The 11,935-nt window shown below is 72.7% G+C and carries 8 protein-coding genes; all 8 read right to left on the minus strand.

The window, feature by feature from the left end:
- Nucleotides 1-35: 35 nt before the first annotated feature.
- The 8 genes from OG844_RS05680 to OG844_RS05715 all read right to left on the minus strand — a co-directional run bounded on the left by OG844_RS05680 (nucleotide 36) and on the right by OG844_RS05715 (nucleotide 11,714).
- The gene (locus OG844_RS05680) at nucleotides 36-947 is read right to left on the minus strand and encodes a hypothetical protein (protein WP_406388530.1); all 912 of its coding nucleotides are present in this window, start codon (nucleotides 945-947) and stop codon (nucleotides 36-38) included.
- Nucleotides 948-1,077: 130 nt separating this feature from the next.
- Complete coding sequence (locus OG844_RS05685; RefSeq protein WP_406388531.1) at nucleotides 1,078-2,604, minus strand: hypothetical protein; 1,527 nt, start codon at nucleotides 2,602-2,604, stop codon at nucleotides 1,078-1,080.
- A gap of 18 nt (nucleotides 2,605-2,622) precedes the next feature.
- Complete coding sequence (locus OG844_RS05690) at nucleotides 2,623-6,270, minus strand: hydantoinase B/oxoprolinase family protein (protein ID WP_406388533.1); 3,648 nt, start codon at nucleotides 6,268-6,270, stop codon at nucleotides 2,623-2,625.
- Nucleotides 6,267-7,214 carry an SGNH/GDSL hydrolase family protein gene (locus OG844_RS05695; protein ID WP_406388535.1) on the minus strand — a complete coding sequence of 316 codons (948 nt, stop codon included), beginning with the start codon at nucleotides 7,212-7,214 and terminating at the stop codon, nucleotides 6,267-6,269. The genes OG844_RS05690 and OG844_RS05695 overlap by 4 nt, the downstream gene beginning before the upstream one ends.
- Complete coding sequence (locus OG844_RS05700) at nucleotides 7,211-8,386, minus strand: glycosyltransferase (protein WP_406388537.1); 1,176 nt, start codon at nucleotides 8,384-8,386, stop codon at nucleotides 7,211-7,213. The genes OG844_RS05695 and OG844_RS05700 overlap by 4 nt, the downstream gene beginning before the upstream one ends.
- Nucleotides 8,383-9,528: a glycosyltransferase family 4 protein gene (locus tag OG844_RS05705; protein WP_406388538.1), complete on the minus strand. Its 1,146-nt coding sequence runs from the start codon at nucleotides 9,526-9,528 to the stop codon at nucleotides 8,383-8,385. Before OG844_RS05705 ends, OG844_RS05700 begins: the two co-directional genes overlap by 4 nt.
- 136 nt (nucleotides 9,529-9,664) lie before the next feature.
- Nucleotides 9,665-11,083, minus strand: a complete 1,419-nt coding sequence (locus tag OG844_RS05710; protein WP_406388539.1) for a HEAT repeat domain-containing protein — start codon at nucleotides 11,081-11,083, stop codon at nucleotides 9,665-9,667.
- 238 nt (nucleotides 11,084-11,321) lie between these two features.
- Nucleotides 11,322-11,714, minus strand: coding sequence for an ankyrin repeat domain-containing protein (locus tag OG844_RS05715; protein ID WP_406388541.1), 393 nt, complete (start codon nucleotides 11,712-11,714; stop codon nucleotides 11,322-11,324).
- Nucleotides 11,715-11,935: the final 221 nt, after the last annotated feature.

Consider the following 11,935-nt stretch of genomic DNA (forward strand, 5'->3'; position numbering starts at 1 on the left):
CCGGGCACGGCGGTTGGGGCGTGGACGGGGCCGGGTCAGGAGTGGAAGGGCAGACCCGCGTCGGCGACCAGTTCCGGATTGTCGGCGTCGGGCGGGGGCAGGAGGGTCGCCGAGCCGTCCGTGACCGGGACGACGCCGAGCTCCAGCAGCTCGGTCATGGCCGCGTTGCCCGCCATGTCACGTACCTGCAGCTGGTAACGGGCGGTGGTGCGGTACGTGCCGCCCGCGTCGTCCCCGGTGCGCTGGAGGAAGCCCGAGTCGGTGAGGAAGGCGACGGCCTTGCCGATGATGCCCGTGGTGGATCCTGCGAGCCGCCGTGCGTCCTTCGTCGCTCCGGTGGCGCTGCGGCGGGCGTAGACCCGCCAGCCGGATTCCAGCCCCGGGGCGTCGGAGGCCGGGTCGGTGTTGTCGCCCCGTTCCTCGGCAAGCTCCTCCAGGCGGTGGCAGGCCTGGCGGACGAAGGCGTCGACCCCGTTGACCGTGATGCGGCCGATGTAGGCGTCGTCCGCGAGGTCCTCGGGCCGGGGAAAGGCCATGGCGGCGACGGCGAGGTGGGCGAGGCCGTGGAGGAAGCGGTCGGCGGAATCGGAGGACGCGCGCCGGGCGTAGTCCCCCATGCGCACGGCGAACACCGAGTCCTCGTCGGCGGTCACGGCCATGCCCGCCCGGGTGGAGACCTCCAGGACGACGAGTCCGAGCCCGGTGGCGACCGCGTCGGCGAGCCGGGCGAAGGCCGGCTCTTCCCGGTAGCGGCGCAGCAGTTCCGCGTACTCGGCGTCACGGGCAGGCATGAGCTTGGGCTGCAGTCCGAAGGAGACGAGCCGCGCGGCGTCGGCCGCGTCGGCCGGGGTGACGGCGGCGGGAGCGGCGGGCGGTGCGGTGTCGGCCGTGTGCGTGGCGGACGGGTCGCCCCACCCTTCGGTGTACTCGGCGTGCTGCTCGCTCACTGCTGTGGCTCCTCGGTGCGGGTACTGCGCTCACGTTCCGGCAGGGTGGTGCGGGTCCTCGCCCGCCGACCCGGTCCGGGGGCCTTCGTTCCTGGTGTCCTCGCCCCGGGGGCCTTCGTTCCGGGGGCCCTCATGAGGCTTCCTTCCGGTCGGCGGCCATGCCTGCGGCGTCCAGGAGCGCCATGCCCACTATCAGGTCCGCGCCGCCGAATTCCGGGTCGTCGAGCTGGGTGCCGTCGTCGACGGCGAACAGCAGTCGCCGCTCGCCCTGGCGGTAGGCGGTCCCGACCGGCGGGCTCGCCGCATGGACCGACAGCAGGGCGACCAGGTAGGGCAGGTCCGGATCACGGAGGCGGGCCTCGGCGAGGAGTCCGGAGAGCCGGCGGGGGGCGTCGTGCTCGAGGTCGAGCAGCTCCATGGCGCTCGCGAGCTGCTCCTCGCTGAACCGGCTGTCGTCAGGGGTGGCGATGAGATCGGGTTCGGGCATTTCCACGCCCAGGTGCTCACGCTCCACCGGCGGTGTGAACAGCATGTCGACGAGATCGCCGATGCGGACCGAGGTGGGGGTACGCAGTCCGGTCCCGTGGGCGAAGAACGCGTCGGTGGCCCTGGTGGCCTGTTCGACGGGGAGCGGCAGCAGGGGGACGACGAGCTGTCCGTACAGATCGAGTCCCACCCGGGCCGTGGGGGCGGCGAAGGCCTGGCGGTCCTGCTCGGCGCGGAAGAGCGGTCCGGCCTCCAGGAGCCTGGACTGCAGCTGGGTGTGGCGGCGGATGCAGTCCTTCACGATGTCGACGAGCTCCGCGGCGCGCCGCTTGTGTTCGGGGTCCTCCGCCTCGTCCCTGGCCTTGCGGATGTTGGTGAGAATCGCGTTCTCGTGGCGGTAGCGGTCGGCTACGTGGTCCAGCGCTTCGGTGATCATGTCCGGAACGGCGTTGAGCCAGTCGACGGCGCGGACGTTGCGCCGGGTCGCCTCGAGTGTCCTGCGGAGGGTCTGCGCGTACTGCACGGTGCGGTAGCGGGCCTGCTCCGCGGCGAGCTGCGCGTCGGCCAGGCGGCCCCGGCTGATGAGGACCTCCAACTTGACCTCGGCGGCGATCTGGGCGCTGGTCACGTCCGTGTCGAGTGCACCGACCAGGACGTTGACCGCTTCGTCGGTGGCGCGGAGGTAGAGGCTGCCGCCGTGCCCGGGGACCTCTTCGATGAGCTTGAAGTCATAGTCCCTGCGGACGTACACGCCATCGGGGCCGAAGGTGCCGTACACCGCGCGGAAGCCGCGGTCGACGCTGCCGACGTTGATCAGGTTCTCCAGCACCCAGCGGGCAACCCGCTCGTACTCGGCGACGGGGCGGCCCGGTGCCTGGGCACCGACCCGCGGGAGGAGTCTGGCCACTATCTGGTCGTGGTCGGCGCCCGTGTCGAAGTCCATGTTCAGGGTGACCAGGTCGATCGCGGCGAGGGCGACCTCGGCCATCGCGTAGACCGTGTACTCGCCGGCGAGATTCGCCTTGCGCACATCGAGGTCGTGCAGCGGAGCGGTGCAGGCCAGCGCGCGCAGCCGACGCGAGAGCCCCTCGTCGGCGGCGGGGCCCGCGGCGGGCCGCGGTCCGGCGCTGAGCTGGGACGCAGCGGTGTCGGTGTAGGCAGGCGAAGTCACGCTGAACAGATTAGGTCCTCACACCGACAACGGTCGAAACGGCGCAGAAGCGACCGGTTGCCCGGACCCGTAGCCGCCTCCGCCCGGTGTGCGCAGGACCAGCACGTCCCCGGTGTCCAGCTCGGCGGTGTCGCAGCCGTCCAGCGGTGTGACGGTCCTACCGTCGGCCCGTTCCACGTGCTGGGTGCCCAGTGCCCCCGGCCCGCCTCCGGACATTCCGTACGGTGCCACTCGGCGGTGTCCGGACAGCAGTGCCACGGTCACGGGCTCGAGGAAGCGGATTCTGCGTTCCACCCCGGAGCCGCCGTGCCACCGGCCCTCGCCGCCGCTGCCTTCCCGTACGCCGAAGCTCTCCAGCAGCACGGGGTAGCGCCACTCGAGGATCTCGGGGTCGGTGAGCCGGGAGTTGGTCATGTGGGTCTGTACGGCGTCGGTGCCGTCGAAGCCGTCACCGGCGCCCGACCCGCTGGCGACCGTCTCGTAGTACTGGACGCGGTCGTTGCCGAAGGTGAGGTTGTTCATGGTGCCCGATCCCTCGGCCTGGACGCCCAGTGCCGCGTAGAGGGCACCGGTCACGGCCTGGGAGGTCTCCACATTGCCCGCGACGGTCGCCGCCGGGTGGACGGGCGCCAGCATGGATCCCGCCGGGACGCGTACTTCCAGGGGTTCGAGGCAGCCGCTGTTGAGCGGGATGTCGTCCTCGATCAGTGTCCTGAAGACGTACAGGACGGCTGCCATGACCACGGACTTCGGGGCGTTGAAGTTGCCGGGCTGCTGGGGGGAGGTGCCGGCGAAGTCGATGACGGCGGTGCGTGCCTCGCGGTCCACCGTCACGGCCACCTCGATGACGGCGCCGTTGTCGGTCTCGTAGCGGCAGGAGCCGTCGTGCAGCCCGGCGACGATCCGGCGCACGGACTCCTCCGCGTTGTCCTGGACGTGACCCATGTACGCCGAGACGACGTCGTGCCCGAACTGACGGGTCATGCGGCGCAGCTCCGCGATGCCCTTCTCGTTGGCCGCGATCTGGGCGCGCAGGTCGGCGAGGTTGGTGTCCGGGTCCCGTGAGGGGTACGCGGCGGTCGTGAGCAGCTCCCGGGTCTCCTCCTCGCGGAGCCTTCCGTCGCGCACGAGCAGCCAGTTGTCGAACAGGACCCCCTCTTCGTGGATCGTGCGGCTGAAGGCGGGCATGGACCCGGGGGTGATGCCGCCGATCTCGGCGTGGTGTCCGCGCGAGGCCACCAGGAAGCGCAGCCGGGGCTCCGAGCCGTCCTCGTCGTCGAACACGGGCGACACGACGGTGACGTCGGGCAGGTGCGTGCCGCCGTGGTACGGATCGTTGATGGCATACACATCGCCGGGGCGCAAGGAGTTCCGGTTGCGTCGCAGCACCTCCTTGATGGACTCCCCCATCGAGCCCAGGTGCACCGGGATGTGCGGTGCATTGGCCACGAGGTTGCCGTCCTGGTCGAACAGCGCGCACGAGAAGTCCAGACGCTCCTTGATGTTGACGGAGTGGGCGGTGTTCTCCAGCCTCACGCCCATCTGTTCGGCGATCGACATGAAGAGGTTGTTGAACACCTCCAGCATCACCGGGTCCACCCGGGTGCCGACGGCGGTCCTCTCGGGCCTGGGGCGTACCCGTGTCAGTACGAGGTGCCCGGCCGCGTCCGCCGTGGCCTGCCAGCCCGGGTCGACGACGGTGGTGGAGTCGTCCTCGGCGACGACGGCCGGGCCGGTCACGGTGTCCGACAGGCGCAGGTCGGCCCTGCGGTACAGAGCGGTGTCCTGCCATCGGCCCTCGGTGAACATCCGCACGTTCTCGAGCGGTTGCAGCGCGTGCTCGCGCGCGGCCGAGGAGACGCGGTGGGGGACGTGCGGTCCGGCTGCCGCGGTCGCCTCCACCGAGACGGCCTCGACCACCAGGGGCTTGTCCATGGTGAATCCGTAGCGGGCCCGGTGGGCGGCTGTGAACTCCTCCGTCATGGCGGTCACCGTGCCGAGGGCTACGGGCAGGCTCGCGTCCGTGCCGGAGTAGCGCAGGAGGACCCGCGCCCGGGTACCGACGGCCCGGTCGGGGACGGATTCCGCTCGGAGCTCGGCGCGGGTGCGCTCGGCCAGCTCCTCGCAGGTGCCGTCCACCCCGGCCCCGGTCTCCTCGTCCAGTTCGGCCTCGACCGATTGTTCGCGCATCGCGGTGGCATCGGCCAGACCGATGCCGTACGCGGAGAGGACCCCGGCGAGCGGCGGTACGAGGACGGTGTCGATGCCCAGGGCGTCGGCGACGGCGCAGGCGTGCTGACCGCCGGCCCCGCCGAACGTCGTGAGCGCGTACCGGGTGATGTCGTGGCCTCGCTGGACGGAGATCTTCTTGACGGCGTTCGCCATGTTCAGTACGGCGATCTCCAGGAAGCCCGAGGCGGCCTCCGCCGCGGTCCGGGGCCTCCCCGTGACGGATGCGGCCCTCTCGGCGAGCGCGTCGAAGTGTTCTCGCACGACGGTCTCGTCGAGCGGCTGGTCGCCGGCCGGTCCGAAGACGGCGGGGAAGTACGCGGCCTGGACCCGGCCGAGCATCACGTTGGCGTCGGTGACGGTGAGCGGCCCGCCCCTGCGGTAGCAGGCGGGGCCGGGGTCGGCGCCCGCGGAGTCGGGGCCGACCCGGTAACGGCGCCCGTCGAAGTGCAGCACCGAGCCGCCGCCCGCGGCGACGGTGTTGATGCTCATCATGGGTGCGCGCATCCGCACCCCTGCCACCTGGGTGCCGAACTCCCGCTCGAACTCGCCCGCGTAGTGGGAGACGTCGGTGGAGGTGCCACCCATGTCGAACCCGATGACCCGGTCGTATCCCGCCTGTTCGGACGTGCGGACCATGCCGACGACGCCGCCGGCGGGGCCGGAGAGCACCGCGTCCTTGCCCCGGAAGTGCGCGGCCTCACGCAGTCCGCCGTTGGACTGCATGAACATGAGGCGGATCCCCCTCAGTTCACCGGCCACCTCGTCGACGTACCGGCGCAGGATCGGCGACAGGTAGGCGTCGACGACCGTGGTGTCGCCCCGTGGCACCAGCTTGATCAGCGGACTGACTTCGTGCGAGCAGCTGATCTGGGTGAAGCCCGCTTCCCGGGCTGCCGCCGCGACGGCGATCTCGTGGTCGGGGTGGCGGTAGCCGTGCATGAGTACGACCGCCGCGCTCTGGATTCCGTCGTCCCGGGCCGCCTTCAGCTGCTCGGCCACCGCGGTGCGGTCGAGGGGTCTCACGATCCGGCCCCCGGCGTCGATCCGCTCCGGGACCTCGATCACCCGGTCGTACACGGCCTCGGGGAGCACGATGTGCCGGTCGAAGAGGCGCGGCCGGTTCTGGTACGCGATCCGCAGGGCGTCCCGGAAGCCTTCCGTGATGACCAGGACGGTCGGCTCGCCCCGGCGCTCCAGGAGCGCGTTCGTGGCGACGGTGGTGCCCATCTTGACGCCCGCGACCCGGTCGGCGGGAACCGGGTCGTGGGGGCCGAGACCGAGCAGCTGCCTGATTCCGGCCACGGCCGCGTCGCGGTAGCGGTCCGGATCGTGCGAGAGGAGTTTGCGGGAGACGAGCCGCCCGTCGGGGTCACGTCCCACCACGTCGGTGAAGGTGCCTCCACGGTCGATCCAGAACTCCCAGCGCCCGGTCATCCCTCCATTCTGGCGCGGGGGACGACCACACGCAGGGACGGCGCGTGCGTGATGTCGGCGAGTGCCTCCAGCAGCGTCTGCTCGGCCCTGACGTCCAGCTGTCCGCTCGTTCCGCCCACCCGGTGGCGGATCTCGGCCGCCGCGAGTCCCAGCAGCTGGGGCAGCAGGTCCGTGCTTCTGCGGGCCAGCCAGCCCGTGCCCTCCGTGACCAGCCAGCGGGCCGCGGCCGCGCGCGTGGGGGGCGGCTGCTGCGGTTCGGGACCGGGCGGGGCGCCCAGGGCGAGGCCGCGGTCGGCGAGCAGCCGGTGGAATCCGCCTGCGAGTCTCCTGTGTCCCCGCTCGGCCGGATGGAGCCGGTCCACGCTCCACAGGGAGCGATCCTGGACCCAGGTCCGGTCCGCGGCGTGGAGATGTACCGCGTCGTAGCGGGCGGACAGGGCGTGCACCACGGCGTTCACCGCCCGTTGCCGCCGGGCCAGGGGGTGGCGCAGCGGGGCGGGGAGCCCCAGGGCCGTGCCGGGGTCGGGCAGACACGCTGTCAGGATCACGGCTCCGCCCGCGGCCAGCTGTGCGCAGATCTCGTCGAGCCGCCCGGCGAGCAGCCGGATGTCGAAGGAGCGGCGAAGGGTGTCGTTGACGCCGACGACGACCGAGGCGATGTCGGGCCGGAACGCCGCGGCCGCCGCTGCCTGGTGGTCGCGGACATCGCCGGACAGCGAGCCGGCGACGGCGAAGTTGCGGAATTCCACGTCCCGCTCCGCGCCGCCGAGTCCCTCGGCGAGCAGGGCGGCCCAGCCCCGCCAGCCGCCCGGAACAGGGTCCCCGATTCCTTCGGTCAGCGAGTCCCCCAGTGCGGCGAACCGCAGGGTTTTACGGGCGGCCGTGGCGCCGGCTCCGGGTGTCGCGGGACCGGCCGTCGCGTGGAGGCCGGCCGGCCCGCTCATGGCCTCGCCCCGAGCGCTCCGCGCCGTTCGGGGGCATCGTGCGCGGCCAGGAACGCGGCCACCGAGCGTTCCCAGCCGAAGAGTTCGGCCCGCGCCCGCGCCGCCGCCCTGCGTTCCCGCTCGGGGCGGGCCAGGAGTTCCCGTACCGCGGCGGCGAACGCCTCTCCCGTGTCCGCGGCGGCCAGGCCTCCGTCTCCGATCACCTCCGGCAGTGCCGAGGTGCCGCTCGCGACGACCGGGGTACCGCAGGCGAGTGCCTCCAGGGCCGACAGGCCGAACGTCTCTGCGGGGCCCGGGGCCAGACAGACGTCCGCCGTCGCCTGAAGGTCGGCCAGGTGGGTGCGCTCCCGTACGTGGCCCAGGAACTCGACCGGCAGGCGCTCCGCACGGGCCCTGTTCTCCAGCCCGGCCCGCAGCGGCCCGTCACCTGCCACGACCAGCGCGGCGCGCACCCCTTGGCCCCGCAGCGCCGCCAGTGCGTCCAGGGCGCGGCCGGGCCGTTTCTCCACCGAGAGCCGTGAACACAGCAGCAGGAGCACCGCGTCGCCGACGGTGTGACGGGCGCGCAGCGTCCCGCTGCGGAGATCCGGACGGCACCCGCGCAGGTCCACGCCGAGCGGGGCGCGCACGACGTTGCGCACACCGATCCGTACGAACTCGCGCTCCGCCCATTCCGTGGTGCACACGATCCGGGTGTAGGCGTGGGCGCTCCGTGCGTTGAGACGGTCGGCGGCGCGACCCGCCGCCGCCGGGGGGACGCCCCAGGTGCGCAGGACTCCGTCGGCCGTCTCGTGGGACACCATGACCGCGGGCACCCGGGCGCGGCGTGCCCACTCCCCCGTCCATCGCAGTGTGGTCCGGTCGGACGCCTCGAGCCGGTCGGGGCGCAGCCCCTCCAGGAGGCCGCGCAGCCTCCTGCGGTTCGTCAGCACGCGGTAGCCGCCGCTTCCCGGCAGGACCGGCCCGGGCAGGGTGATCACGCGGCCCTGGGGGGTGTGCACGTCGCTCGCCGTGGCCCCCGGGACGATCAGTACGGGCTCGTGCCCCGCCGCGCGGTAGCCGCGGCCGAGCTCGTCCAGTGCGGTGCGCAGGCCGCCGGATGCGGGGGTGACGAAGTTCGCCAGACGCACGATCCTGAGCCCGTCCCGGGCTCTTGGGGTCCTGCCGTTCACGCGGCCACCGCCGTCCGGCCGCGGAGGACCTCGTCGTAGTGGCCGAGCAGCTGGTCGCCGACCGCTGCCCAGGTGCGGCCCTCGACCATGGCCCGTGCGGTCCTGCCGTAGGCCTCGGCGCGCGCGGGGTCCGCGACGAGGGCGCCGACCGCTGCTTGTACGGCCCCGGGGTCGTGCGGGGGGACGAGCACCCCGGTGCGCCCGTGGTCGACGAGGTCGAGCGGTCCGCCCGCCGCCGGGGCGACCACGGGGACGCCGGAGGCCATGGCCTCCTGCACGGTCTGGCAGAAGGTCTCGTACGGACCTGTGTGTGCGAACACGTCCAGGGAGGCGAAGATCCGCGCGAGTTCCTCTCCGGTCCGCCTTCCCAGGAAGACGGCTCCGGGCAGTGCCGTGCGCAGCGAGGCCTCGCTCGGTCCGTCGCCGACGACCACGACCCTGACGCCGGGCAGGGTGCAGGCTCCGGCGAGGAGTTCGACGTGTTTCTCCGGGGCCAGCCGGCCGACGTAGCCGACGATCTTCTCCCCGCCGGGAGCGAGCGAGCGGCGCAGCGCCTCGTCCCGCAGACCGGGGCGGAACCGTACGGTGTCGACGCCCCGCGGCCAGAGCCTCACCCGGGGCACTCCGTGGTCGGTGAGATCGCGCAGTGCGGCGGCGGAGGGGGCGAGGGTGAGGTCGGCCGCGCTGTGCACGGCGCGCATCCTGCGCCAGGCGGCGTTCTCACCGGTGCCCAGATAGGTGCGGGCGTAGCCGGCCAGGTCGGTCTGGTAGACGGCGACGGCCGGCAGCCCCAGCCGGGTGGCGACGGCCATCCCCCGTACGCCGAGGACGAAGGGTCCCGCGAGATGGACGAGTTCGGCGCGGTGCCCCGTGAGCGCGGCGGCGAGCCGTCGGCTGGGGAGCGCCACCCGGACCTGCGGGTAGCCGGGCAGAGGCAGGGAGGGGACACGCACCACCGGGCAGGGCGCGTCGGTGTACGTGGGGTCGGCGGAGACGGTGGAGGACGTTGTCCCGGCGGCTGCCGGGGCGATGACGAGCGGTTCGTGGCCTCGGGCGACGAGATGCCGTGCGGTCTGCAGGGTGCAGTGGGCCACACCGTTGACGTCGGGCGGGAAGGACTCGGTGACGATGACGACACGCATACCCGTGTTGTCGCCGCGCCGGGCGTGGCTGCGCCGACTTGGATCTTTCCGCCCGGGGAACGTCCTATGAGCTTTTGCGCCGCGTGCCCCCCGACACGCGGCATCCCGGGTTCGGCGCGGCAGCCCGCGCCCCGGGTCAGACGGCGGGAGCGTCCGGTCCGATCCGGCTGCGTACAGCCGTCTGTACCTCGGCTTCCTCGGCCGGGTCGGCGGCCAGCCGCCGCAGGCGTTCGGCGACCCTGATGTCCCCCGTCTCCGCGTGGAGCGCGGCGAGTTCCCGGGTCGTCTCCTCGCAGTCCCAGAGGCATTCGACCGCGAAGCCGGTGGCGAAGGAGGGGTCGGTGGCTGCCAGGGCGCGGGCCGCCCGTCCTCGAAGGTGCGAGGAGGACGTCTCCCGGTAGACGTGGCGCAGTACCGGAGCGGCGCAGGCGATGCCGAGGCGGCCCGTGCCGTCGACGAGGGTCCACAGCCGCTGGGCGTCGGGGCCGTCCCCCCGTACGGCCTCGCGCAGCGCGGCGAGTACGAGCGGGGCGTCCTCGGCGCCGCCGCGGCAGGCGAGCACTCCCGCGGCCGACGCTCCGAGGGCGTCGGGCCGGTGCGCCCAGCGCCGGGCTCGGTCCACCGCCGCGTCGCCGCACATGCGCTCGAACGCGGCCACGGCGGCTTCGGCGACGACGGACGAGGGGCTGAGGGCGGCCTGCTCGATCAGGTCGAGCACGGCCGGGTCCTGGGCCTCGACGAGGTAGTGGAGGGCCGCACAGCGTGCGCCGTCGGAGCCGCCGCGGGCGGCCTCGATGATCAGCGGCCTGTCCTCGGCGCCCGCGACGGCGGAGAGGCAGCGGGCGGCCGGCACGTGGAGCACACTGCCGCGCTCCAGACCTTCCTGTGCCCAGTCGAAGACGGCCTGGACACTCCAGCCGGGGCGGGGACCGCCGGGCCGCATCTGCCGCTGCCACCGGTCGAAGGAGCCCTGTTCGGTCGCGGCCCGGACGCGGGCTCCGACCGCTTCGCGCGGGTCGTCCGCCCACAGCCGCCAGGGCCGCGGCTCGAATGCGTCCCGTACGGCGGCGGCCAGCTCGGCGGTGCCTTCCGGGGTGGCGGGGAACCGGCCGAGTACGGGTACGGCGAGTGAGCGCAGTCCGGCGTCGTCGTCGCGCAGGGCCAGCTCGTCGAGTGCCCAGGCCCAGTTGGCCCCGGTGGCCGCGTAGCGCCGGAGCAGCACGAGGGCGTCGTCGCGTCCGTAGGAGGCGAGGTGGCCGAGTACGGAGAGTGCCAGGCCCGTGCGTGAGTCCTCGGTGTCGAGCTGGTCCTCGGGGTCCCACAGGTGCCGCTCGATCTCCTCGATGCCGCCGTCGAGATCGAGGTACAGGCGTGCGTAGTAGAGGGAGCGGTTGTCGACCTGCCAGTCGTGACGCGGATCGCTCAGGACGCAGTGGTTGAGGGCCGCGAGAGCCTCGGGGCGTGGTGCGGCGAGTGCGTGGAGCGTGCCGTCGCCGCGGCCCCTCTGCAACAGGCCGAGCAGGGTGCCGCTCGGCGCTATGAATGGATCGAACATGGGGAAAGCCTCACATCAAGCTGTCGACGCAACCGGGACTGTGCTGTTCCAAGTGCCTGGGAGGCACTAGGCCGCGCAGCAACATGATCGGCCGACCGCCGTCTTCTGCCTGGTGCTCATCTTCCTCTGCCTCTCGTCGGTGGTCCTGAGCGGACCCGCGACGTCATGATGACCCAGCCATTTCGCCGACGCGACCACATTTACGGCGCACCGGTCAGCCGGCGGTCCGGGCGGTGTCTCAGCGCGCACCGAAGAGTTCCAGCAGGTCGCCCTTGCCGAACATGCGTGCGGTGTCCACCGCGGACGGTGTTCCGGCGGCCGGATCGGCTCCCGCGGCGAGCAGTGCCTCGATCACGGTGCGCTCCCCCTTGAAGACGGCTCCGGCGAGCGGGGTCTGCCCCCGGTCGTTGGCGCGGTCAGGGTCCGCACCACGGCCGGCGAGGGCCGTGACGGCCTCTGCGTGCCCGTGGTACGCGGCGAGCATCAGCAGGGAGTCGCCCCGGTCGTTGGTGAGGTTCGCGGGGACTCCGGCGTCGACATAGGCGGCGAGCGAGTCGGCCTCCCCCTTGCGAGCGAGGTCGAAGACCTTGGTCGCCAGCTCGACCACCTCGGGATCGGGGGTTTCGCTCATCGGACGGACCGCCTTCCATAACCGTTGGTCGCCGTTGCCGACCTGGTGGGGAGTACGGCGGGGGCCGTACGAGTGAATCGACAGGGTACTGCTCCGGTGCCGACATGAGCGTGCCCGGATGCGGCAAAAGATCACGACGAGTGGCGGCCTTTGCGGCGCGCTCTCCGGACCGTTCCGCTCGGACAACCACTTTTCGCCCGCCGGTCGAGTGAAAACATCAC

This window comes from Streptomyces sp. NBC_00887 (genome assembly GCF_045207585.1).

Coding starts and splice junctions, on each gene's coding strand:
- OG844_RS05690 (WP_406388533.1), bottom strand. CDS start 6,270: ATGACCGGGCGCTGGGAGTTCTGGATCGACCGTGGAGGCACCTTCACC.
- OG844_RS05695 (WP_406388535.1), bottom strand. CDS start 7,214: ATGAGCGGGCCGGCCGGCCTCCACGCGACGGCCGGTCCCGCGACACCC.
- OG844_RS05705 (WP_406388538.1), bottom strand. CDS start 9,528: ATGCGTGTCGTCATCGTCACCGAGTCCTTCCCGCCCGACGTCAACGGT.
- OG844_RS05710 (WP_406388539.1), bottom strand. CDS start 11,083: ATGTTCGATCCATTCATAGCGCCGAGCGGCACCCTGCTCGGCCTGTTG.
- OG844_RS05715 (WP_406388541.1), bottom strand. CDS start 11,714: ATGAGCGAAACCCCCGATCCCGAGGTGGTCGAGCTGGCGACCAAGGTC.